Origin of the sequence: Pseudomonas sp. BF-RE-22, assembly GCF_019956155.1 — a bacterium.
GTDB lineage: Bacteria > Pseudomonadota > Gammaproteobacteria > Pseudomonadales > Pseudomonadaceae > Aquipseudomonas > Aquipseudomonas migulae.
Map to the genome: position 1 here is coordinate 18,115 of NZ_JAHBDD010000005.1, position 24,240 is coordinate 42,354.

Below are 24,240 nucleotides of genomic sequence, written 5' to 3' on the forward strand. Positions count from 1 at the left end.
CGCGTTCACCTTCCCCTAATAGCGCATTGCACAAGTTGGATAAAAGGCGTAAATGGCAGTCAATTTCGAGGAAAAAGTCCGGTTAAAGCCTTCTGGAGCAAGACTTTAGGCAAATTGACATTCGAATTTATCTCACTATAGTGGTGCGGGCCCTGCGTGGGGGGTCTGTCTGATGATTTCAAGCATAAATAGGAGGCCACATGGCTGACAAAAAAGCGCAGTTGATCATCGAGGGCGCAGCCCCCGTCGAGCTGCCCATTTTAACCGGCACCGTTGGTCCCGATGTTATCGATGTTCGGGGCCTGACGGCCACGGGCCGTTTCACCTTTGACCCTGGTTTCATGTCGACCGCTTCCTGCGAGTCGAAGATCACCTATATCGACGGCGACAACGGCATTCTGCTGCACCGCGGCTACCCGATCGAACAGCTGGCTGAAAAGTCGGACTACCTGGAAACCTGCTATCTGCTGCTCAACGGCGAACTGCCGACCGCAGAACAGAAGGCCCAGTTCGTCAGCACCGTGAAGAACCACACCATGGTTCACGAGCAGTTGAAGACCTTCTTCAACGGCTTCCGTCGCGACGCCCACCCGATGGCCGTCATGTGCGGCGTAGTCGGCGCTCTCTCGGCCTTCTACCACGACTCCCTGGACATCAATAACCCGCAGCATCGCGAAATTTCCGCGATCCGCCTGGTTGCCAAGATGCCGACCCTGGCAGCGATGGTTTACAAGTACTCCATGGGCCAACCCATGATGTACCCGCGCAACGACCTGACGTACGCGGAAAACTTCCTGCACATGATGTTCAACACCCCGTGCGAGATCAAACCGATCAGCCCGGTACTCGCCAAGGCCATGGACCGGATTTTCATCCTCCATGCCGACCACGAGCAGAACGCATCGACCTCCACCGTACGCCTGGCCGGCTCTTCGGGTGCCAACCCGTTCGCCTGTATCGCCGCCGGCATCGCTGCACTGTGGGGCCCTGCCCACGGCGGCGCGAACGAGGCTGTCCTGACCATGCTTGACGAGATTGGCGATGTGTCGAACATCGACAAGTTCATCGCCAAGGCCAAGGACAAGAACGATCCGTTCAAGTTGATGGGCTTCGGTCACCGGGTTTACAAAAACCGCGACCCACGCGCCACCGTGATGAAGAAGACCTGCGACGAAGTGCTGAAGGAACTGGGCATCCAGAACGATCCGCAACTCGAACTGGCCATGCGCCTGGAAGAGATCGCCCTGACCGACCCGTACTTCATCGAGCGCTCGCTGTACCCGAACGTCGACTTCTACTCGGGGATCATCCTCAAGGCGATCGGCATTCCAACCAGCATGTTCACCGTGATCTTCGCTCTGGCGCGGACTGTCGGCTGGATCTCCCACTGGAAAGAAATGCTCTCCAGCCCGTACAAGATTGGCCGTCCACGCCAGTTGTACACCGGCTACGAGTCGCGTGACATCACCAAGCTGGAAGACCGCAAGTAAGATCTTTCTTGCGATAGCGTGTTGAGTTGTACCGGGAACGGCCTCTATTTATATAGAGGCCGTTTTTGTTTGTGCGCTTTGGGTTGTGTACATATCCGTTACTGCGGTAATGGCCACTAATGGTTTCGCCCTTACGGCGAGTCACTTGGAAGAGCCCCAAGTAATCAAGGGCTCTTGCCCCTTTCGTTCGGTGGCTCGCTAAGGCTCGCCATGCCCTCGCTCCGGTCCTGCTCCGTGGGCCCGCCGCCATCGGCCATCCATGGCCGGGGGCGGCTAACCCGGCATCCATGCCGGGTTGCCCACTGCGCAGAACCTCCACTCGGCCTCTCGAGGGGGCGTGTACCGCCACAGCCGCCGAGGCGGCCTGGTAGCCGACCTGGCTCTTTGGTCGACCGCGCTGCCCTTCTCAGCTGCGCTCACTCATTCAGGATACGTACACCAATCCCGTGTAGGAGCCGGCTTGCTGGCGATAGCGTCCGTTCAGCCAATAAATATGTTGGATGACACACCGCCATCGCCAGCAAGCCGGCTCCTACAAGGGATTGGGTTCACACGGTCAAAATTGTAGGAGCTGGCTTGCCAGCGATGGACGTCAATGATGGCGCGGATTGTCTGGATGAGCGCGCTGTCCGGGCGTTTTTCGCGAGCAAGCTCGCTCCTACAGAGGGAACTCACTCCGGTCGTTGATTTTGCTGTTGCTTTGGCTTTTGACCTTGATCCACCCGCCCCTTCGGAAGGCTGAGTGGAGGTGTTCATCCGGGGATTGGCGCGCAGCGCCGTTCGACGAAGTCGAACTCATCGCATGTAGGTGCCAGCGAAGCCAACCGGAGGGCGATGCCCCCGGATGAATGCCGGAGCGAAGGAACGCCGAGCCTTAGCGAGGGGCCGGACGCTCGGGGCGAGCCTTTTTTGCTTACTTTTTTTGGCGTTTGAAAAAAAGTGAGTCGCCGTAAGGGCGAAACCGTCAGCAGCCGTTACCGCAGAAATGGATATGTACATCTGTAAGAAAATGGTCGGCTGTCAGGCCGTCTTCGCGGGCAAGCCTCGCTCCTACAAAAAGCAATGCAGCAAAAGAAATGCCCCGATCTCTCGACCGGGGCATTTCTGTTCAACACAAATTACACAGACAAACTCAAAGCCTTAGTGCGAAACCGCCCCACTCGCCCCCAACCCAGTCTGCGAACGAACAAACTGCGGGAAGAACAGCGCCCGCTCATTATCCGCAGCAGTCGACTTGTCAGTAATCGAGAAGAACCAGATCCCCACAAACGCAATGGCCATGGAGAACAGCGCCGGGTATTCATACGGGAAGACCGCCTTCTCGTGACCCAGGATCTGCACCCAGATGGTTGGCCCCAGCACCATCAAACCAACAGCACTGACCAGACCCAGCCAGCCGCCGATCATCGCACCGCGAGTCGTCAGCTTCTTCCAGTACATCGAAAGCAGCAGCACCGGGAAGTTACAGCTCGCCGCGATGGAGAACGCCAGGCCCACCATGAACGCAATGTTCTGCTTCTCGAACAGAATACCCAGACCGATCGCCAGCACCGCCAGGGCGATGGTGGTGATTTTCGAGACGCGAATCTCGTCTTTTTCGTTGGCCTTGCCTTTCTTGATCACGCTGGCATACAGGTCGTGAGACACCGCCGAAGCACCGGCCAGGGTCAGTCCGGCAACCACTGCCAGAATGGTCGCGAACGCTACCGCCGAGATGAAGCCCAGGAAGATACTGCCACCGACCGCGTTGGCCAGGTGCACCGCCGCCATGTTGTTGCCGCCCAACAGCGCGCCAGCCGCATCTTTGAAGGCCGGGTTGGTGCTGACCAGCAGGATCGCGCCGAAGCCGATGATGAAGGTCAGGATATAGAAGTAACCAATGAAGCCGGTTGCATACAGCACGCTCTTACGGGCTTCTTTTGCGTCACTCACGGTGAAGAAGCGCATCAGGATGTGTGGCAGGCCAGCAGTACCGAACATCAGAGCCAGACCCAGGGAGAACGCGGAGATCGGGTCTTTCACCAGACCGCCCGGGCTCATGATCGCCTCACCTTTAGGGTGAACCTTGATCGCCTCGGAGAACAGTGCGCTGAAGTCGAAGTTGACGTGCTTCATCACCATCAGCGCCATGAACGAGGCACCGGACAGCAACAGCACAGCCTTGATGATTTGCACCCAAGTGGTCGCCAGCATGCCGCCGAACAGCACGTACATGCACATCAGGATACCAACCAGGATCACCGCAACGTGATAGTCGAGACCGAACAGCAGCTGGATCAGCTTGCCGGCACCAACCATTTGCGCGATCAGGTAGAACGCCACTACCACCAGCGAACCGCAAGCGGACAGCGAACGGATCTGGGTTTGCCCGAGGCGGTAGGACGCCACGTCGGCAAAGGTGTATTTACCCAGGTTACGCAGACGCTCGGCGATCAGGAACAGAATGATCGGCCAACCCACCAGGAAGCCGATCGAGTAGATCAGGCCGTCGTAGCCGGAGGTGAACACCAGCGCGGAAATACCCAGGAAGGACGCCGCGGACATGTAGTCGCCGGCAATCGCCAGACCGTTCTGGAAACCGGTGATCTTGCCGCCCGCCGCATAGTAGTCGGCCGCCGAGTTGTTTTTCTTGGAGGCCCAGTAAGTGATGTACAACGTTGCGCCGACGAACGCCACGAACATCAGGATCGCGGCCATGTTCAGGGGTTGTTTCTGTACGGCGCCGGTCAGGGCGTCAGCCGCCCAGGCGCCAGGTGCGAAAGCTGCGATGCTCAATAGAGCCATTAGACGCCGGATCATTGCTGAGCCTCCTTGAGAATCGCATTGTTCAGGTCGTCGAATTCGCCATTGGCGCGTCGAACGTAAATCCCGGTCAGGATGAAGGCCGAGACAATCAGCCCGACACCGATCGGTATGCCCCAGGTAATCGATGACTCAGGGCTGATTTTCGCGCCCAGAATATGCGGCCCGTAAGCGATCAACAGGATGAATCCGGAGTAGAGACCAAGCATGATCGCCGAAAGAATCCAGGCGAACCTTTCTCGCTTACTAACCAGCTCCTTGAAGCGCGGGCTGTTTTGAATCGAGAGGTAAATGCTGTCGTTCATTGTTTTTATCCTCGCAGCACAGATTATTGTTGGAACGGTATCCACTCTATGCGGCTGCGGGGCAGGTTCCAGACGACCTTAGTATTAGAGCGACATGACAGAATCGCCATTTTCCAGCATGGCGCAACTTCTGTAGGAGCCCGGCTTGCCGGCGATGGCGATTGTGAGGACGCCATCGCCGGCAAGCCTGGATCCTACAGAAAAACAAAAAGCCCCTTGGCTGTTATGCCAAGAGGCCTTGAGAAGTGCCGACCAGAAACGTCAGCTCAAATCATTTGGTCCAGTCCGCAACGCGCTCAGGGTGCTTGGCAACCCAATCCTTCGCAGCGGCTTCAGGCTTGGCACCGTCCTGAATCGCCAGCATGACTTCGCCGATTTCGTCTTTCGACGCCCACTGGAAGTTTTTCAGGAACTTGGCCACTTCCGGCGCTTTGGTTGCCAGTTCTTTGCTGCCGATGCTGTTCACGGTTTCAGCCGCGCCATAAACGCCTTTCGGGTCTTCCAGGAAGCGCAGTTTCCACTTGGCGAACATCCAGTGCGGCACCCAACCGGTGACGGCAATGGATTCGTTTTTCTTCTCGGCACGGGTCAGCTCGGCAATCATGCCGGCGCCGGAACTGGCCTTGAGTTGGTAACCGGTCAGGTCGTAGTCCTTGATTGCCTGCTCGGTCTTGAGCATCACACCTGAACCGGCGTCGATGCCGACAATACGTTTTTTGAAGCTGTCGTCGGTTTTCAGGTCATCGAGGGTTTTAGCTTTCACGTACTCCGGCACGATCAAGCCGATTTTTGCATCCTTGAAGTTCGGGCCGTAATCGACGACCTGATCCTTGTTCTTGGTCCAGTATTCGCCGTGAGTCACCGGCAGCCAGGCGGACAGCATGGCGTCGAGTTTGCCTGTGGCCACACCCTGCCACATGATCCCGGTGGCGACGGCTTGCAGCTTCACGTCATAACCCAGTTTCTGCTTGATCACTTCGGCCGCCACGTGGGTGGTCGCGACGCTGTCGGACCAGCCGTCAACGTAACCGATGCTCAGGGTTTTGCTCTCGGCATTGGCCATCGTGGAGCCAATCGCAAGTACCAGTGCGGCACCCGCGCCTAAAAGTCGTCGCATCTTCATCGTTACTTCCCCGAAAGTGCTGCGCTCGACGGATGCCGAGTCGCGTCAACGTATTGTTATGGTGCACTGCGCGCCCATCACGCCTCACCGCAAACTCGTACGATCATCAGCGCGTTTTATTAATGAGAACACTGACGCCTCGATAATCAACCTGACGCCAACCTGAACCTGTGCTGTCAGCGACCTCAAGGCATCGAGAAACGACATCAGAACGCCATTAATTACGAGCACCTGAAAGGCCTCGGGCGATCCGCCCGAACTTTGCATGTCAAAATTATGCGGGCCACCAAGCGCGGGACAAATGCGGGTAACATGCGCGGCTTTGCTCCCAGACGGCCTGACCATGCCCGCGACATCACGCTTTCCTTTTTTCGCTTACCTTTTCGCCTGCCTGCTGGGGCTCTTTGCTCTCGGCGGTTTTTGGTACGGACTCGGCAAACCGGTGATTCTGCCGGACGTGGCCAGCGCGACGCACAAACTGCAATGCGCCTCCTACACCCCGTTCGACAAGGACCAATCGCCGTTCGATCAGCCGTTCAAGTTGCGCCCCGAGCGCATGGACGCCGACCTCGCGCTGCTGGCCACCCGCTTCGAATGCATTCGCACCTATTCCATGACCGGCCTTGAAGCCTTGCCCGACCTGGCGCGCAAACATGGTCTGAAGTTGATGATCGGTGCGTGGGTGAACAGCAACCCGGTGGACACCGAGAAAGAAGTCGACCTGCTGATCGCCTCGGCCAACGCCAACCCGGATGTGGTCACGTCGGTGATCGTCGGCAACGAAGCCCTGTTGCGCAAGGAAGTCACCGGTGCGCAATTGGCCAGGCTGATCAACAAGGTCAAAAGCCAGGTCAAGCAGCCTGTCACTTATGCCGACGTCTGGGAGTTCTGGCTCAAACACCCGGAAATTGCCCCGGCGGTGGACTTCCTGACCATTCACCTGCTGCCGTATTGGGAAGACGATCCGTCGAACATCGACGCCGCGCTGCAACATGTTCGCGAAGTGCGCCAGGTGTTCGGCAACAAATTCGCACCCAAGGACGTGATGATTGGTGAAACCGGCTGGCCAAGCGAAGGCCGCCAGCGCGAAACCGCGCTGCCGAGCCGGGTCAATGAGGCCAAGTTCATTCGCAGCTTTGTGATCATGGCCGAGCAGGAAGGCTGGCACTACAACCTGATCGAGGCGTTCGACCAACCCTGGAAACGCGCCAGCGAAGGGGCCGTTGGTGGTTACTGGGGCCTGTTTGACGCCGACCGTCAGGACAAGGGCGTGCTGGCCGGTCCGGTGTCCAACGTACCGTACTGGTCGCAATGGCTGGCGGTGGGCGGGATGATTTTCCTTGGCACGCTGATCCTTGGCGGTCGTGTACGCAGTACCCGCTCTGCGTTGGTGCTACCGCTGCTCGGCGCTTTGGCGGCCTGTTCGATTGGCGCCTGGGGCGATCTGGCACGCGTCACCACCCGGTTTACCAGTGAATGGTTGTGGGTTGCGTTGCTGACGGCTTTGAACCTGTTGGTACTGGTGCATGCAGCGCTGACACTGAGTGACCGTAGCGGCTGGCGTCTACGGGCCTTCAATGTGCTGGAGCGTCGGGCCGGCTGGTTGCTGGCAGCAGCAGGTTTTGCAGCGGCGGTGATGATGCTCGAACTGGTGTTCGATCCGCGTTATCGCAGCTTTCCGAGCGTAGCTTTCATCCTGCCCGCGCTGGTTTATCTGTGCCGGCCGGTGAGTGTGCCACGTCGTGAAATCGCGCTTCTGACCTTCATCATCGGTGCCGGGATTGCGCCGCAGCTGTATCGCGAAGGTTTGCAGAATCAGCAGGCCTGGGGCTGGGCGCTGGTGAGTGTGTTGATGGTGGCGGCGTTGTGGCGCTGTTTGCGGGTTCGCAAGGGCTGATGGCCCCATCGCGAGCAGGCTCGCTCCCACATTTGATCTCCATCGTTCACATAATATGTGTTCACTGAAGATCTACTGTGGGAGCGAGCCTGCTCGCGATGGCGATCTGTCAGGCGCCGCGAGACGCCCGGACCAACCGCAACCCCGCAATCACCACCGCAAACACAGCCATCGTCGTGTTGTACAACGCCAACGCCGGAAACCCGAACACCAACGCCAACACCGCCAACCACCACCCTGCCCGCCCCGGCAACACGAAGCCGATCACGGCGGCGGCCACTGCCGCCCAACCCAACACCTGGAAATGAATCATCAGGCCCAGGTTCGAACGGACCAGGCATTCCCAGCGGCTCGCCTCGTCCACGCAGAGGCCGACCCATTGCGCATCCTCCATGAAGCCATACCGCGCGCCATAACTGGCGGCCAGCCATAAAGGCAGCAAAACAAGCAGCAGAATTACCGGTAAACGGCGGGACATGAAGCACTCCAATCAGCGAAAAACGGCGGCCAGCTTAATCCCCCGGCAGCCTGACGCAAGCCTTAACAACAGTTAACTGGGCACTCAATCACTGCAAAGTGTATCGTCCAGCTACTATTACTCTGAAATTTGGCCTGATTGGTGTCGATACATGGCACTTTGGCGCAACCCCCGTGGTCATAGCCTGCGAACTTCATTCGGCACCTTTCTATAAGGGATCCAGTCATGCTCCGTTCCTTGCGCTTCGCCGCCCTGTTTAGCGGCCTTATCTTGAGTGCGTCCGCACTGGCGGTCGATATCGACGCCGCCAGTTATGGCTATCCCTTGACCAACCCGTTCGAGGCGACCATCGCCACGACGCCACCGGACCTGCGTCCGGAGTTGCCGCTTGACGATGACATCGACCAGGAAACCCGCACCGTCACACTGCGCCCGGAGCGCGAGTTCGAACTGCCGGACAATTTCTGGCCGGTGAAGAAGCTGACCTACCGCATCGCCACCCAGGATAAAGCCGCCCCACTGATCTTCCTGATCGCCGGCACCGGTGCGCGCTATGACAGCAGCCTTAACGAATACCTGAAAAAGCTCTACTACAAGGCGGGTTACCACGTGGTGCAACTGTCGTCGCCCACCAGCTTCGACTTCATGAGCGCCGCTTCACGCTTTGCCACACCCGGCATCACCAAGGATGACGCCGAAGACATGTACCGGGTGATGCAGGCCGTGCGGGCACAAAACCCGAAAGTGGCCGTCACCGATTACTACCTGACCGGCTACAGCCTGGGGGCGCTGGATGCGGCATTTGTCGCGCATCTGGATGAAACCCGCCGCAGCTTCAACTTCAAGAAAGTCTTGCTGCTGAACCCGCCGGTGAACCTCTACACCTCGATCACCAACCTGGACAGACTCGTCCAGACCGAGGTCAAGGGCATCAACAACACCACCACGTTCTATGAACTGGTGCTGGACAAACTGACCCGATACTTCCAGCAAAAAGGCTACATCGACCTCAACGACGCCCTGCTCTACGACTTCCAGCAGTCCAAGCAGCACCTGTCCAACGAACAGATGGCCATGCTGATCGGCACGTCGTTCCGCTTCTCGGCGGCCGACATCGCTTTCACCTCGGACCTGATCAACCGTCGCGGCCTGATCACTCCGCCGAAAACGCCCATCACCGAAGGCACCAGCCTCACGCCATACCTCAAGCGTGCGCTGCAGTGCGACTTCGACTGCTACATCACCGAACAAGTGATCCCGATGTGGCGCGCGCGCACTGACGGCGGCAGCCTGCTGCAACTGATCGACCAGGTCAGCCTGTATGCCCTGAAGGATTACCTGCACGACAGCCCGAAAATCGCGGTCATGCACAATGCCGACGACGTGATCCTCGGCCCGGGTGACCTCGGTTTCCTGCGCAAGACCTTCGGCGACCGCTTGACGGTTTATCCACTGGGTGGCCACTGCGGCAACCTTAACTATCGCGTCAACAGCGACGCCATGCTGGAGTTCTTCCGTGGCTAAATACCTCCTGCTTATCGCAGCGTTACTCTGTGCAGGCGTCGCCAATGCCGACAACAGCAAAGCCAACGCCCCGGTGGTCGTCGACAGTGACGGCTTCAAGGAGCCACTGAGCAAACTCAAGTTCAACCCGGGGCTGGATCAGCGCGAATTCGAACGCTCCTCCCTCAACGCCCTGAACGTGTACGACCCGCTGGAAGAGTGGAACCGCCGGGTGTATCACTTCAACTACCGCTTCGACCAATGGGTGTTCCTGCCGGTGGTCGACGGGTATCGCTACATCACGCCAAGCTTCCTGCGCACCGGGGTCAGCAACTTCTTCAACAACCTCGGCGACGTGCCGAACCTGATGAACAGCCTGCTGCAGTTAAAGGGCCAGCGTTCGATGGAAACCACTGCGCGCCTGCTGCTCAACACCACCATCGGCATCGCCGGCCTGTGGGACCCGGCCACCGCCATGGGCCTGCCGCGCCAGAGCGAAGACTTCGGCCAGACGCTCGGTTTCTACGGCGTACCGGGCGGCGCCTACTTCGTGCTGCCGATCCTCGGCCCGTCCAACATCCGCGACACCGGCGGCCTGGCCGTGGACTTCACCGCCGAATCGGCGATCAACTTCCTGAACGTCTCCGAAGTCAGTTCCAACCACCCTGAAGTGTGGGCCCTGCGCAGCATCGACAAGCGCCACCAGACCAGCTTCCGCTACGGCCAACTGAACTCGCCGTTCGAATACGAAAAGGTGCGCTACGTGTACACCGAGTCGCGCAAGTTGCAGATCGCCGAGTAATTTATCGGCAACAAAAAAAGGCCATTCGATGTGAATCGAATGGCCTTTTTTGCAGCTTTCACTGGGGTGCAGGGCCCACGGTGTAGGAGCCGGCTTGCTGGCGATGGTCTCAAGTGCGCCGCGCTTAACCAGTACCCCCGCGTTATCGTTAACGACCATCGCCAGCAAGCCGGCTCCTACAGGTTCAGCGTTTGATTACCTGCCAAAGCTTGCTGACAACCATCACACCCGCCAACACCACCGCCCCCGCCACAATCCCCGCCACGGCATTCAGCAGCGTCGGCACGATAAACCCGGCACCGCCCGCCCCTGCGCTGACACCTTCAATCCAGTGATGCACCACCGGCACGCCGTGAGTGAGAATCCCGCCACCCACCAGGAACATCGCCGCCGTCCCGATCACCGACAGGCTTTTCATCATGTACGGCGCCGCACGCAGAATCCCGCCGCCAATGCTTTTAGCCATCTGGCCGGGCTTCTGGGTCAGCCACAGACCGAGGTCATCGAGCTTGACGATGCCCGCCACCAGCCCATAGACGCCGATGGTCATGACGATGGCAATGCCCGAGAGCACGATGACTTGCTGGGTCAGCGACGCATCGGCCACGGTGCCAAGGGTGATGGCGATGATTTCCGCCGAAAGAATGAAGTCGGTACGGATGGCGCCCTTGATCTTGTCCTTTTCGAACGCCACCAGATCCACCGCCGGGTCGGCCACAGCCTCGACAAGCTCCGCATGCTCGGCCTGGTCTTCAGCCTTGCTGTGCAGGAATTTGTGCGCGAGTTTTTCGAAACCTTCGAAACACAGGTAGGCGCCGCCGACCATCAGCAACGGCGTCACCAGCCACGGAATGAATGCACTGATCGCCAGCGCTGACGGCACCAGAATCAGTTTGTTGAGAAACGAGCCCTTCGCCACGGCCCAAACGACCGGGATTTCCCGTTCGGCACGTACGCCGCTGACCTGCTGGGCATTGAGCGCCAGGTCGTCACCGAGCACGCCGGCGGTTTTCTTGGCGGCCATTTTGGTCATCAACGCCACATCGTCGAGTACCGCGGCAATGTCGTCGATCAGCAACAGTAAACTGCTTCCTGCCATGAATCAGGTGTCCTTCTGGAATGAATGCTGCGCAGCATAGCGCGGCCGAGCGCCACATGGGGCATTCTTGAGCGCCGCGCGAGGCCGGTGCTACCATGCGCAACCGCCAGAACAGGCAAGGAACCACCTGGTTTATGAGCACTATCCGCGAGCGCAACAAAGAACTGATCCTGCGTGCCGCCAGTGAAGAATTTGCCGACAAGGGCTTCGCTGCGACCAAAACCAGTGACATCGCAGCCAAGGCGGGATTGCCCAAGCCCAACGTCTACTACTACTTCAAATCCAAGGAAAACCTCTACCGCGAGGTTCTGGAAAGCATCATCGAGCCGATTCTGCAGGCCTCGACGCCGTTCAACGCCGACGGCGTGCCCAGCGAAGTGCTGAGCGGCTACATTCGCTCGAAAGTCCGCATCTCCCGCGATTTGCCCTTCGCCTCCAAGGTGTTCGCCAGCGAAATCATGCATGGCGCCCCGCACCTGAGCGCCGACCTGGTCGAACAACTGAACAGCCAGGCGAAACACAACATCGACTGCATCCAGACCTGGATCGACCGCGGGCAGATCGCCCCCATCGACCCCAACCACCTGATGTTCAGCATCTGGGCCGCGACCCAGACCTATGCCGACTTTGACTGGCAGATCACTGCCATCACCGGCAAGGCCAAGCTGGATGAAGAGGATTATGAAGCGGCGGCACAGACGATTATCCGGTTGGTGCTGAAGGGGTGTGAACCGGATCATTAAGATTGCGGTGACTTTATCGCTAGCAGGCTAGCTCCCACATGGGATTTGTGAACGTCATAGCGCTAGTGTGGGAGCTAGCCTGCTAGCGATGAAGACGACTCGGTTTCAGCTCAAAGCCAAATGGCATCCCACAGAGAATAGTCGCCAAGCTTTTCCACCAGTCCAGCCCGCAACGGGTTGGCCACGACATACCGCGCCACCTTTACCAAATCCTCTTCCCGCCGCAGAGCCCGGTCGTGAAAGCCTTTCTGCCAGAGGGTGATCTTGCGGCCAGTGAACTGATTCACCGCCTTGGTGCTCAGTGATTTAGTCTTTTGCATCAGGTCACCCAACGATCCCTGCTGTAACTCGACCAGCCAATGGAAATGATCGGGCATGATGACCCAAGCCAATGAATTAACGCAGCCTTGGTCCTGCGCGGCGCGAAACTGTGCGACGACCAATCTGCCCAAGATGAAATTCTTGAAAACAGGTTTTCTGGCGAGTGTATTGGTGGTCAACAGATAGATGCGGTTTGGCTCGGCATAGCGGCCGATGCGTAAACGGTTTGAAGCGGGTAAATCAGGCATTCCTTTGCCCCTTGCATGATTAATTCATGAAGAAGGCTAGTCCTGATATTACCCAAGGGTGGGGCAGTCATTTAGATGGATGTGTCTGACGGTTTGTCATCGCCAGCAGGCTGGCTCCCACAGTTGATCTCTGACACTCAGATGTTCCCTGTGGGAGCCAGCCTGCTGGCGATAGCGGTGGATCAGTCACCCATGATTCAAGCTGCTACCCCCGCATCCGCCTTCAACCCCAACGCCTCGATCGCATTGATCGCACACTGCTCATCAACATCCGACAGATCCCCGCTGATGCCCACAGCTCCCAGCACATTCCCGTCCTGATCCCGAATCAACACACCGCCCGGTGCCGGCACCACGCTGCCCTGCCCCAGGCTGTTCAACGCCGCGATAAACGCCGGGCGTTGCTGGGCGTCCAGCGCCAGCAGGCGTGAGCCTTTGCCCAGCGCAATGGCGCCCCAGGCTTTGCCGATGGCGATCTGCGGACGCAGCAGGCTGGCGCCGTCTTCGCGTTGCAGGGAAACCAGGTGTCCGCCGGCATCCAGCACGGCGATGGTCAAAGGGGCCGCGTTGATTGCACGCGCGGCGGAGATGGCCTGACTGGTCAGGTTGACTGCCACTTTCAAGGTTAAAGCGCTCATGGTGCCGTCCTCATTTTGTTATAGGGAAAGCGGAAGGACTGCGCGCTTGCACCGCAGCCCGATGCAACAAATAGAACACAATGAGTTATTTTTTTGTATACAATAATTATCGAAAAGCGCCACATGCGACGAAAAGCCACAGCAGAACAGGCTTCCGACGAATGAAACAGTCGCTTGAGAAAATGGATTGACCTGCGCCGTCCGCCGTGAATACACTCTGCGCAAAGCCACTTGTATACAATTACAAAACGTAAGAGGCACAAAACCATGAGCAAAATGAGAGCAATCGAAGCCGCCGTTCTGGTGATGCGCCGCGAAGGGGTTGATACCGCTTTTGGCATCCCCGGTGCCGCCATCAACCCGTTGTACTCCGCCCTGCAAAAGGTCGGCGGCATCGATCACGTCCTCGCTCGACACGTTGAAGGCGCGTCGCACATGGCCGAGGGCTACACCCGCACCAAGGCCGGCAACATCGGCGTGTGCATCGGCACTTCCGGCCCGGCCGGTACTGACATGGTCACCGGGCTCTACAGCGCCTCGGCCGACTCGATCCCGATTCTGTGCATCACCGGGCAAGCACCCCGCGCCCGTATGCACAAGGAAGACTTCCAGGCTGTCGACATCACCACCATCGTCAAGCCAGTGACCAAGTGGGCGACCACTGTCATGGAACCGGGCCAGGTGCCGTATGCGTTCCAGAAAGCCTTCTACGAAATGCGCTCCGGCCGTCCAGGCCCAGTGCTGATCGACCTGCCGTTCGACGTGCAGATGGCCGAAATCGAATTCGACATCGACGCCTACGAACCGCTGCCACTGGCCAAGCCAACCGCTAACCGCGTGCAAATCGAGAAGGCCCTGGCCATGCTCGATCAGGCCGAGCGTCCATTGCTGGTCGCCGGTGGCGGCATCATCAATGCCGATGCCAGCGAGTTGCTGGTGGAATTCGCCGAGCTGACCGGCATTCCGGTCATCCCTACCCTGATGGGCTGGGGCACGATCCCGGACGATCACCCGTTGATGGTCGGCATGGTGGGTTTGCAGACTTCGCACCGTTACGGCAACGCCACCCTGCTGAAGTCCGACGTGGTACTGGGCGTCGGTAACCGTTGGGCCAACCGCCACACCGGCTCGATCGACGTGTACACCGAAGGCCGCAAGTTCATTCACGTTGACATCGAGCCGACGCAAATCGGCCGCGTGTTCAACCCGGACCTGGGCATCGTCTCCGACGCCGCTGCCGCGCTGACCGTGTTCATCGAAGTCGCTCGCGAATGGCAAGCCGCCGGCAAGCTGAAAAACCGCAGCGCCTGGCTGCAAGACTGCCAGCAGCGCAAAGCCAGCCTGCAACGCAAGACGCACTTCGACAACGTGCCGGTCAAACCGCAGCGCGTTTACGAAGAGATGAACCAGGTGTTCGGCAAAGACACCTGCTACGTCAGCACCATCGGTCTGTCGCAGATTGCCGGCGCGCAGTTCCTGCACGTCTACAAGCCGCGTCACTGGATCAACTGCGGTCAGGCCGGCCCGCTGGGCTGGACGATTCCGGCAGCACTGGGCGTGGTCAAGGCCGATCCGAACCGCAAGGTTGTGGCGCTGTCGGGCGACTATGATTTCCAGTTCATGATCGAAGAATTGGCGGTGGGCGCGCAGTTCAAGCTGCCGTACATCCACGTTGTGGTAAACAATTCGTACCTGGGGCTGATTCGTCAGGCCCAGCGCGGTTTCGACATGGACTATTGCGTGCAGCTGTCCTTCGATAACCTGAACGCTCCGGAACTCAACGGTTACGGTGTCGATCACGTCGCGGTTGCCGAAGGCCTCGGTTGCAAGGCGCTGCGTGTGTTCGAACCGGCTCAGATCCAGCCTGCACTGCGCAGGGCCCAGGAGCTGATCGAAGAGTTCAAGGTGCCGGTGATCGTCGAGATTATTCTGGAGCGCGTGACCAACATTTCCATGGGCACCGAGATCAACGCCGTCAACGAATTCGAAGACCTGGCGCTGGTCGGCAACGATGCGCCGACCGCGATTTCGCTGCTCGATTAACAGCTGACCGCTCCCCCCTGTAGGAGCGAGGCTTGCCCGCGAAGGCGTCGTGCCATTCAACATTGATGCCGACTGACACAACGCCTTCGCGGGCAAGCCTCGCTCCTACAGAGGGAGCTCACACATTTACGGGAGACCACCATGCCGCGTTTCGCAGCCAACCTGTCCATGCTGTTCACCGAACAGGACTTTCTCGCCCGTTTCGAAGCGGCCGCCAAGGCCGGCTTCAGTGGTGTCGAATACCTGTTCCCTTACGATTTCAGCTCCGCCGAGATCAAGGCCAAGCTCGACGCCAACGGTCTGACCCAGGTGTTGTTCAACCTGCCGGCCGGTGACTGGGCCAAGGGCGAACGCGGTATCGCGTGCCTGCCGGACCGGGTTGAAGAATTCCGCGCCGGGGTCGATCTGGCCATTGCCTACGCGCAAGTACTGGGCAACACCCAGGTCAACTGCCTGGCCGGTATTCGTCCACAAGGCGTCGACGATGCCACCGTGGAAAAAACCTTTGTCGCCAACCTCAAGTACGCGGCCGACAAGCTGCAAGCGGCGGGCATCAAACTGGTGATGGAAGCGATCAACACCCGCGACATCCCGGGTTTCTACCTGAACAACACGGCGCAAGCCCTGTCGATTCGCGAGCAGGTCGGCAGCGCCAATCTGTTCCTGCAATACGACATCTATCACATGCAAATCATGGAAGGCGACCTGGCCCGCACCCTGCAATCGCACCTGGGTGAAATCAATCACGTGCAATTGGCGGACAACCCGGGGCGCAACGAACCGGGCACCGGTGAAATCAACTACCGCTTCCTGTTCGAACACCTGGACCGGATTGGTTATCAGGGCTGGGTCGGTTGCGAATACAAGCCGCTGACCACCACCGAAGCAGGCCTGGGCTGGCTGAAAACCCACAACGCGATCTGATCGAAAACCGCGTCATCGTTCTTCGCGGGCAAGCCTCGCTCCTACGAACAACCCTGCCCCTGTAGGAGCGAGGCTTGCCCGCGAAGGCGCCCTCGCTGACACCCACGAATTTTGCGAACAGAGCAATAAAAACAAGAGGAATTTCTCATGGCTAAAATCGGATTTATCGGCACCGGCATCATGGGCCACCCAATGGCGTTGAACCTGCAGAAAGCCGGTCACAGCCTGTTCCTGTCGGCGCACCACGATGCCGCGCCTGCCGACCTGATCGCCGGTGGCGCTGTCGCCCTGGCGAACCCGAAAGAAGTTGCGCAAGAAGCTGAATTCATCATCGTCATGGTGCCGGATACCCCGCAGGTCGATGACGTGCTGTTCCGTGCCGACGGTATTGCGGCCGGTGTCGGCAAGGGCAAAGTCGTCATCGACATGAGCTCGATCTCGCCCACCGCCACCAAAGCCTTCGCGGCCAAGATCAACGAAAAAGGCGCGCAGTACCTCGACGCGCCGGTGTCCGGCGGTGAAGTCGGTGCCAAGGCTGCGACCCTGAGCATCATGGTCGGCGGCGATGCCGATGCCTTCGAACGCGCCTTGCCGCTGTTCCAGGCAATGGGCAAGAACATCACCCTGGTGGGCGGTAACGGCGACGGGCAAACCGCGAAAGTGGCGAACCAGATCATCGTCGCGCTGAACATTCAGGCCGTGGCCGAAGCCCTGCTGTTCGCTTCGAAAAACGGTGCCGATCCAGCCAAGGTGCGTGAAGCGCTGATGGGCGGTTTCGCTTCGTCGAAAATCCTCGAAGTGCATGGCGAGCGCATGATCAAAGGCACCTTCGATCCAGGCTTCCGCATCAGCCTGCACCAGAAGGACCTGAACCTGGCCCTGCAAGGTGCCAAGGAGCTGAACATCAACCTGCCAAACACCGCCAACGCCCAGCAAGTGTTCAGCACCTGCGCGGCCATCGGTGGCAGCAACTGGGACCACTCGGCGTTGATCAAAGGCCTGGAGCACATGGCGAATTTCTCGATTCGCGATAAGAACTAAGTCTCTGTCTGACCCTGTGGGAGCTAGCCTGCTAGCGATGAAATCGACGCGGTGTGTCTGGTAGACCTCAGCGCCTGAATCGCTAGCAGGCTAGCTCCCACAAGGGGCCGAGTTGCCCTTCAAATAACAAGAAAATCCGGGAGCCCGCCATGTCGGTCGATCCGCAACAATTCCTGCGTGAGCTGTTTGCCACAGCCATTGACGCGGCCCATCCGCAGCAAGTCCTCGAAGCTCATTTGCCCACTGACCGCAGCGGTCGCGTGATCGTCATCGGCGCCGGCAAAGCCGCCGCCGCCATGGCCCAAGTGGTCGAGCGCTGCTGGCAGGGTGAAGTGTCCGGCCTGGTGGTGACGCGTTACGGTCACGGCGCCCCGTGCGAAAAAATCGAAGTCGTCGAAGCCGCTCACCCGGTGCCGGACGCCGCCGGCCTGGCCGTCGCCAAGCGCGTGCTGGAACTGGTCAGCAACCTGAGCGAAGACGACCGCGTCATCTTTCTGCTCTCCGGTGGCGGTTCTGCGTTGCTCGCCCTTCCGGCCCAAGGCATCACGCTCGCCGACAAGCAATCGATCAACAAAGCCCTGCTCAAATCCGGCGCGACCATCGGCGAGATGAACTGCGTGCGCAAGCACCTCTCGGCGATCAAGGGCGGCCGTCTCGGCAAAGCCTGCTGGCCCGCCACTGTTTATACCTATGCGATTTCCGATGTACCGGGCGACCTCGCCACGGTCATCGCTTCCGGCCCCACCGTGGCCGACCCGAGCACCTCCGCCGAAGCGCTGGCAATCCTCAAGCGCTACGACATTGAAGTCCCGGCGTCGGTGCGCAACTGGCTGCAAAGCCCGGAATCGGAGACGGTCAAACCCGGCGACCCAAGCCTGGCGCGCAGTCATTTCCAATTGATCGCCCGTCCACAACAGTCGCTTGAAGCCGCTGCTGTGAAAGCCCGTCAGGCCGGTTTCAGTCCGCTGATCCTCGGCGATCTGGAAGGCGAATCCCGCGAAGTGGCCAAGGTTCACGCCGGCATCGCGCGGCAAGTGGTCTTGCATGGCCAGCCATTGGCGGCGCCGTGCGTGATCCTTTCGGGCGGTGAAACCACGGTCACCGTGCGCGGCAATGGTCGCGGCGGACGCAACGCCGAATTCCTCCTGAGCCTGACCGACAGCCTCAAAGGCTTGCCCGGCGTCTACGCGCTGGCCGGCGATACCGATGGCATCGACGGCTCCGAAGACAATGCCGGGGCGATCATGACCCCGGACAGCTACGCCCGCGCCGCCGCCCTCGGTTTGAGCGCCAGCGATGAACTCGACAACAACAATGGCTACGGCTATTTCGCGGCGCTCGACGCGTTGATCGTCACCGAGCCGACCCGCACCAACGTCAACGACTTCCGCGCCATCCTGATTCTCGAGAGCACAAAAAATGACGCCTGATAAAAAGGTCAAAATCCTCGCCACCCTCGGCCCCGCCACCGACGGGATCGAAGACATCCGCGAACTGGTGCAGGCCGGGGTCAACATCTTCCGCCTGAACTTCAGCCACGGCGATCACGCCGACCATGCTCAACGCTATCAATGGATTCGAGAAGTCGAGCGCCAACTGAATTATCCGCTCGGTATCCTGATGGACCTGCAAGGCCCGAAACTGCGGGTCGGCAAGTTCGCCGAAGGCAAGGTGCAGTTGCATCGCGGTCAGGCCCTGCGCCTGGACCTGGACCCGACGCCGGGCGATCAACGCCGGGTCAACCTGCCGCACCCGGAAATCATCGCCGCGCTGGAGCCGGGCATGGATTTGCTGCTCGACGACGGCAAACTGCGACTGCGCGTGGTCACCAAATACGCTGACGCAATCGACACCACGGTGCTCAATGGCGGCGAACTCTCGGACCGCAAAGGCGTGAACGTGCCGCAAGCGGTGCTGGAGTTGAGCCCGCTGACGGCCAAGGATCGTCGCGATTTGAGTTTCGGTCTGGAGTTGGGCGTGGATTGGGTCGCGCTGTCGTTCGTGCAGCGCCCGGAAGACATTCGCGAGGCGCGTGAACTGATCGGCGACAAAGCGTTTTTGATGGCCAAGATCGAGAAGCCGTCGGCGGTCACGCAACTGCGGGAAATCGCCGAATTGAGCGACGCGATCATGGTTGCCCGTGGCGACCTCGGTGTCGAAGTGCCCGCCGAAAGCGTGCCGCAGATTCAGAAGAACATCATCAGCATCTGCCGCCAACTCGGCAAACCGGTGGTGGTGGCGACGCAGATGCTCGAATCGATGCGCTTCTCCCCGGCCCCGACCCGCGCCGAAGTCACCGATGTGGCCAACGCCGTAGCCGAAGGTGCAGACGCCGTGATGCTGTCGGCGGAAACCGCGTCCGGCGAATACCCAATAGAAGCTGTGCAGATGATGAGCAAGATCATCCGCCAGGTGGAAAATGGTCCGGACTATCAGACGCAACTGGATGTCAGCCGGCCGAAAGCCGAGGCGACCGTTTCCGATGCGATCAGCTGTGCGATTCGTCGCATCAGTAACGTGTTGCCGGTGGCGGTGCTGGTGAACTACAGCGAATCCGGCACGTCGAGTCTGCGGGCGGCGCGGGAACGGCCGACGGTGCCGATTCTGAACCTGACACCGAATCTGCAGACCGCTCGCCGCTTGACGGTGGCGTGGGGGGTGCACTCGGTGGTCAATGATCGTCTGCGCCAGGTGGATGAAGTGTGTTCGACGGCGCTGGAGATTGCACAGGCGCAAGGGATGGCGCAGCGCGGGGACACTTTATTGATCACGGCGGGTGTGCCGTTTGGGCAGCCTGGGTCGACTAACTCTTTGCGTATCGAGACGTTGATCTAGAGCGCCCATACCGGCCTCATCGCCAGCAGGCTGGCTCCCACATTGGTTTTGTGTCGATAACGAAATCAAGACTGAACGCAGATTCAGTGTGGGAGCCAGCCTGCTGGCGATGCTGGCGACTCGGTTTCACTGAAACACCCACAGACTTCATCATGCCTGCCAACCACTTCAACACCCACTGCCCCGATTGGGCGACTGCCCTGCTCAACGGCTTCAGCCAGATTTTCCTCCAGCGCCATCCGCTGTTTGGTCTGTTGTGCCTGCTCGCCATTCTATTCACCGCACCGGCCCTGCTCGGCGGTGCGTTGCTGGGCGGTGTCGCCGGTTTGCTCACCGCGCAACGTCGCCACTACGCCAAGGCCGATCGTCAGGCCGGGCTGTTCAGTTACAACGGTGTCCTGCTCGGTTTGCTGCTGAGCCTGTATTTCCCCTGGTCCGCGCTGTTGCCGCCGCTGATCATTGCTGCGGGTGGATTGAGCGCGATGCTCACTCAGCAGTGGCTCAAACGCATCCGGGTCAGCCAATACCTGCCGGCCTATACGGCGCCCTTCGTGGGATTGGGCTGGTTGCTGCTGTGCTTCGCCACCCCCTCGACCGAAGCCCATTTGATCGAAGTCAGTGCGTTGAACATGCTCCTCGCCCCCCTGAAAGGCCTCGGCCAGGTGATGTTCCTCGGTCATCCGCTGGCCGGTGCGATGATTGCCGTGGGTTTGCTGATCGCTGATCGCCGCGCATTCTGCTGGGCGATGCTGGCGTCTGCCGCGGGCATGGGCTGGAGCCTGCTGCATCAAGACTTCTATAGCGCATTGATCGGCCTCGGTGGCTATAACGCCGTACTCGCCGCCCTCGCCCTCAGCTCGCTGCGCCAGCAACCGTGGCTGCCGCTCATCGGCATCGCAGCGGCGCTGTTGCTGACGCCGGTGTTTGCCGCCATCGGCCTGCCAACGCTGACCGCGCCGTTTATCCTCGCCTGCTGGCTGATCCGCACGGTTATGCAAATGTTCGGCAAAACCACCGTCGCCGGTACGCCTTGCACTCTGGAGGAGAATCACCCTAGGCTGCGCTGATTCTCGATTCAGGCGTTATCCATGGACAGCAGCAAAAACTGGCGTGAAGACCTTTACGTCATGGTTTTCCAGAGCGACACCAAGGCCGGGCGGCGCTTCGACGGCATTCTGCTGTTGATCATCCTCGCCAGCATCGTCATCGTGATGCTCGACAGCATCGACACGATTCATCAGAACTACGCCAACGTGTTGGCGTACATCGAGTGGGGCTTCACGGTCATTTTCGCCATCGAATATGGCCTGCGCCTGTACTGTTCGCCCAAGCCGCTGCGTTATGCGTTCAGCTTCTACGGGCTGGTGGATTTGCTGGCGATCGTGCCCGGCATCCTCGCGCTGTATTACGCCGATGCGCAGTACCTGCTGATTATCCGGATCATCCGGATGCTGCGGATTTTCCGCGTGCTCAAGCTCAGTCCGTACCTCAAGCAAGCCAATTACCTGATGTTGGCGCTGCGTGGCAGCAAGCAGAAGATCGTGGTGTTTCTGGTCAGCGTCTGCACGCTCGTCACGGTGTTCGGCACGCTGATGTATGTGATCGAAGGCCCGGAGCATGGCTTCACCAGCATTCCCAAAGGCATCTACTGGGCTATCGTGACGCTGACCACCGTCGGCTTCGGCGACATCGTGCCGAAGACGCCCCTGGGCCAGGTGATTTCGTCGCTGGTGATGATCACCGGTTACTCGATCATCGCCGTGCCCACCGGGATTTTCACCGCCGAACTGGCCAACGCCATGCGCGGCGAACAGTTGCAACACGACTGCCCGGTGTGCAAGAAAAACAGCCACGAGCACGGCGCTGCATTTTGCTCGCGGTGCGGCAATGTGTTGTTCAAAAAACTGGAATAAGCAAAGTGCTTTTTAATCTTTAAAGGACTATACGAGCCCGGTTATAGTCGCTGGCAAATTGCCTCACATTTAAATTAGAACAAGGAATGCGCAGTGAAAAAACTCTTTGGCGCCTCACTTCTGGCCGCTGGCCTGGCATTGACCAGCGTGGCTCAGGCTGCACCGACCCTGCTCAACGTTTCCTACGACGTGATGCGCGATTTCTACAAGGACTACAACGCTGCCTTCCAGAAACACTGGCAAGCCGAGCACAACGAAAACATCACCCTGCAGATGTCTTTCGGCGGTTCGAGCAAACAGGCGCGTTCCGTGATCGACGGCCTGCCGGCTGACGTCATCACCATGAACATGGCCACCGACATCAACGCCCTGGCGGACAACGGCAAACTGGTGCCGGACAACTGGGTCACCCTGCTGCCGAACCACAGCGCGCCGTTCACCTCGGCCACGGTGTTCATCGTCCGCAAAGGCAACCCGAAAGCCCTGAAAGACTGGCCGGATCTGCTCAAGGACGGTGTGCAAGTGATCGTGCCGAACCCGAAAACCTCGGGCAACGGCCGCTACACCTACCTTTCGGCCTGGGGTTATGTGCTGAAGAACGGCGGTGACGAGAACAAGGCCAAGGCCTTCGTCGGCAAGCTGTTCAAGCAAGCACCGGTGCTGGATACCGGTGGTCGTGCGGCTACCACTACCTTCATGACCAACCAGCTCGGCGACGTGCTGGTGACCTTCGAAAACGAAGCGGAAATGATTGCCCGCGAGTTTGGCCGTGATCAGTTCGAAGTGATCTACCCGAGCGTCTCCGCTGAAGCCGAGCCGCCAGTGGCCGTGGTCGACAAAGTGGTCGAGAAGAAAGGCACCCGCGCGGCGGCCGAGGAATACCTGAAGTACCTGTGGTCGCCGGAAGGCCAGGAAATTGCTGCGGCAAACTACCTGCGTCCGCGTGACCCGGCGGTACTGGCCAAGTACACCGACCGCTTCCCGAAAGTGGATTTCCTGTCGGTAGAGAAAACCTTCGGTGACTGGCGCACCGTGCAGAAGACGCACTTCAATGATGGTGGGATCTTTGATCAGATTTACGCTCAGTAAACGCTGATAGCCCAATGAAAAAGGCGACCTTAGACGGTCGCCTTTTTTGTTTTTGTGTTCACTGAAGTTCCCTGTGGGAGTGAGCCTGCTCGCGATGGCGGTGGGTCAATCACATTGATGGTGACTGATACACCGCCATCGCGAGCAGGCTCACTCCCACAGGGAACTTCACCTGTCATCACATCGGCGGTGTGACGCCGTCCTTGCCAGCCGAGATGGATTGAGCGGTCAGCGTTCCATCCGCACTCTGAGTTACAAACGTCACGACCTTCACACCCACCTTCAGCAAGCTGCGATCCCCCGGCACCAGGTTAACGATCGGCACATCTTCCGGCACCAGAATCTTCTGCTGTCCGCCCTTGTAGTTGACGGTCAACACCCGACCATTACTGACCACCAGATCACCGACGCTGCCGTTGGTCATGCTGCTGCCCTTGACCAGGTCGAAGGGTCGATGGCCGTCGCCACTGCCGGCCAGCTCCGGCGGAAAGACGTGGACTTCCAGCGCTTTGAGGGAGCCATCTTCCTGCGCAATGGCCGCCGAGCCGATGTAGCTGCCCGGTTTGATGTCTTCGATATTGGCCAGGGTGACGGCGCGAATCTTGGTGTCCTTGGTCAGGTTGATGACCACGTTTTCGCCACTGTTGACGTGGACTTTCAACACGTCGGGGCTGACCCCGGTGATCTCGCCGCGTACGCCGATGCGCATGCCCGGTGCGTCCGCAGCCTGGGCGAGGCTTGCCATGAACAATCCGATCAAAGTGCCGCGAATCAGGTAACGGAACATCGCGTTCATGAAAGTGCCTTCCGGTGATGGGTCGTAAGAGAGAACATAAGCACGCTATCGAACAAGATGTAAGTGAATGTATCATCGGATCTTGAAATTCAGGCGCAGGTTCCAGCGCCACTCATTCCGCAAAGGAATGATTGCTATCACTCCAATCCC

Annotated in this window: 21 protein-coding genes; 13 read left to right on the forward strand and 8 right to left on the reverse strand. The window is 59.3% G+C overall.

The window, feature by feature from the left end; genetic code table 11:
* The first annotated feature begins 200 nt into the window (after nucleotides 1-200).
* Entirely contained in the window at nucleotides 201-1,490 is a 1,290-nt protein-coding gene (gltA, locus tag KGA82_RS03455) for a citrate synthase (protein ID WP_008032658.1), read from the forward strand.
* 1,140 nt (nucleotides 1,491-2,630) lie between these two features.
* Here the strand turns inward: gltA and KGA82_RS03460 are convergent.
* The 3 genes from KGA82_RS03460 to KGA82_RS03470 all read right to left on the reverse strand — a co-directional run bounded on the left by KGA82_RS03460 (nucleotide 2,631) and on the right by KGA82_RS03470 (nucleotide 5,720).
* A complete protein-coding gene (locus KGA82_RS03460; RefSeq protein WP_008026758.1) occupies nucleotides 2,631-4,289 on the reverse strand; it encodes a cation acetate symporter in 1,659 nt (552 codons plus the stop codon).
* On the reverse strand, nucleotides 4,286-4,597 hold the full coding sequence (locus tag KGA82_RS03465; protein WP_008026759.1) for a DUF485 domain-containing protein: 312 nt from the start codon (nucleotides 4,595-4,597) through the stop codon (nucleotides 4,286-4,288). Before KGA82_RS03465 ends, KGA82_RS03460 begins: the two co-directional genes overlap by 4 nt.
* Nucleotides 4,598-4,868: 271 nt before the next feature.
* Entirely contained in the window at nucleotides 4,869-5,720 is an 852-nt protein-coding gene (locus KGA82_RS03470) for a glycine betaine ABC transporter substrate-binding protein (protein WP_008039894.1), read from the reverse strand.
* A gap of 301 nt (nucleotides 5,721-6,021) precedes the next feature.
* Here KGA82_RS03470 and KGA82_RS03475 point away from each other — a divergent pair, with 301 nt between their 5' ends.
* A complete protein-coding gene (locus KGA82_RS03475) occupies nucleotides 6,022-7,617 on the forward strand; it encodes a beta (1-6) glucans synthase (protein ID WP_223449619.1) in 1,596 nt (531 codons plus the stop codon).
* 109 nt (nucleotides 7,618-7,726) lie between these two features.
* Here the strand turns inward: KGA82_RS03475 and KGA82_RS03480 are convergent, their stop codons facing one another.
* A complete protein-coding gene (locus KGA82_RS03480; RefSeq protein WP_223436685.1) occupies nucleotides 7,727-8,095 on the reverse strand; it encodes a hypothetical protein in 369 nt (122 codons plus the stop codon).
* Nucleotides 8,096-8,320: 225 nt separating this feature from the next.
* Between KGA82_RS03480 and KGA82_RS03485 the strand changes: the two genes are divergently transcribed.
* Nucleotides 8,321-9,619 (forward strand): serine/threonine protein kinase, encoded by a 1,299-nt coding sequence (locus KGA82_RS03485; protein WP_223449620.1) that lies wholly within the window; start codon nucleotides 8,321-8,323, stop codon nucleotides 9,617-9,619.
* Nucleotides 9,612-10,400: a VacJ family lipoprotein gene (locus KGA82_RS03490; protein WP_223449621.1), complete on the forward strand. Its 789-nt coding sequence runs from the start codon at nucleotides 9,612-9,614 to the stop codon at nucleotides 10,398-10,400. The genes KGA82_RS03485 and KGA82_RS03490 overlap by 8 nt, the downstream gene beginning before the upstream one ends.
* A gap of 184 nt (nucleotides 10,401-10,584) precedes the next feature.
* Here KGA82_RS03490 and KGA82_RS03495 read toward each other — a convergent pair whose 3' ends face one another.
* Nucleotides 10,585-11,499 (reverse strand): DUF808 domain-containing protein, encoded by a 915-nt coding sequence (locus KGA82_RS03495; RefSeq protein WP_223449622.1) that lies wholly within the window; start codon nucleotides 11,497-11,499, stop codon nucleotides 10,585-10,587.
* A 134-nt stretch (nucleotides 11,500-11,633) separates the two neighbouring features.
* Between KGA82_RS03495 and KGA82_RS03500 the strand changes: the two genes are divergently transcribed.
* A complete protein-coding gene (locus tag KGA82_RS03500; protein ID WP_223449623.1) occupies nucleotides 11,634-12,242 on the forward strand; it encodes a TetR/AcrR family transcriptional regulator in 609 nt (202 codons plus the stop codon).
* Between the two features lie 110 nt (nucleotides 12,243-12,352).
* On the opposite strand, the gene KGA82_RS03505 is transcribed toward KGA82_RS03500, so the two are convergent.
* Together KGA82_RS03505 and KGA82_RS03510 are read right to left on the reverse strand one after the other, a co-directional pair.
* Nucleotides 12,353-12,811: an REP-associated tyrosine transposase gene (locus KGA82_RS03505; RefSeq protein ID WP_223449624.1), complete on the reverse strand. Its 459-nt coding sequence runs from the start codon at nucleotides 12,809-12,811 to the stop codon at nucleotides 12,353-12,355.
* Between the two features lie 197 nt (nucleotides 12,812-13,008).
* Entirely contained in the window at nucleotides 13,009-13,449 is a 441-nt protein-coding gene (locus tag KGA82_RS03510; RefSeq protein ID WP_008039877.1) for a GlcG/HbpS family heme-binding protein, read from the reverse strand.
* 267 nt (nucleotides 13,450-13,716) lie between these two features.
* Here KGA82_RS03510 and gcl point away from each other — a divergent pair, with 267 nt between their 5' ends.
* The 8 genes from gcl (at nucleotide 13,717) to KGA82_RS03550 (ending at nucleotide 23,294) form a co-directional block, all read left to right on the forward strand.
* Nucleotides 13,717-15,492 (forward strand): glyoxylate carboligase, encoded by a 1,776-nt coding sequence (gene gcl / locus KGA82_RS03515; RefSeq protein ID WP_008026775.1) that lies wholly within the window; start codon nucleotides 13,717-13,719, stop codon nucleotides 15,490-15,492.
* Between the two features lie 141 nt (nucleotides 15,493-15,633).
* Nucleotides 15,634-16,416, forward strand: coding sequence for a hydroxypyruvate isomerase (gene hyi / locus KGA82_RS03520; protein ID WP_008026777.1), 783 nt, complete (start codon nucleotides 15,634-15,636; stop codon nucleotides 16,414-16,416).
* A 147-nt stretch (nucleotides 16,417-16,563) separates the two neighbouring features.
* A complete protein-coding gene (locus KGA82_RS03525) occupies nucleotides 16,564-17,457 on the forward strand; it encodes a 2-hydroxy-3-oxopropionate reductase (protein ID WP_223449625.1) in 894 nt (297 codons plus the stop codon).
* A gap of 149 nt (nucleotides 17,458-17,606) precedes the next feature.
* Nucleotides 17,607-18,887, forward strand: coding sequence for a glycerate kinase (locus KGA82_RS03530; protein WP_223449626.1), 1,281 nt, complete (start codon nucleotides 17,607-17,609; stop codon nucleotides 18,885-18,887).
* Nucleotides 18,877-20,292 (forward strand): pyruvate kinase, encoded by a 1,416-nt coding sequence (gene pyk / locus KGA82_RS03535; protein ID WP_008026782.1) that lies wholly within the window; start codon nucleotides 18,877-18,879, stop codon nucleotides 20,290-20,292. The genes KGA82_RS03530 and pyk overlap by 11 nt, the downstream gene beginning before the upstream one ends.
* A 152-nt stretch (nucleotides 20,293-20,444) precedes the next feature.
* A complete protein-coding gene (locus KGA82_RS03540) occupies nucleotides 20,445-21,359 on the forward strand; it encodes an urea transporter (protein ID WP_207285357.1) in 915 nt (304 codons plus the stop codon).
* Between the two features lie 21 nt (nucleotides 21,360-21,380).
* Nucleotides 21,381-22,205 carry an ion transporter gene (locus tag KGA82_RS03545; RefSeq protein WP_008039865.1) on the forward strand — a complete coding sequence of 275 codons (825 nt, stop codon included), beginning with the start codon at nucleotides 21,381-21,383 and terminating at the stop codon, nucleotides 22,203-22,205.
* Nucleotides 22,206-22,298: 93 nt separating this feature from the next.
* Nucleotides 22,299-23,294 (forward strand): sulfate ABC transporter substrate-binding protein, encoded by a 996-nt coding sequence (locus tag KGA82_RS03550; RefSeq protein ID WP_008039863.1) that lies wholly within the window; start codon nucleotides 22,299-22,301, stop codon nucleotides 23,292-23,294.
* A 178-nt stretch (nucleotides 23,295-23,472) separates the two neighbouring features.
* On the opposite strand, the gene KGA82_RS03555 is transcribed toward KGA82_RS03550, so the two are convergent.
* Nucleotides 23,473-24,090, reverse strand: a complete 618-nt coding sequence (locus KGA82_RS03555) for a hypothetical protein (protein ID WP_192226075.1) — start codon at nucleotides 24,088-24,090, stop codon at nucleotides 23,473-23,475.
* Nucleotides 24,091-24,240 lie beyond the last annotated feature (150 nt).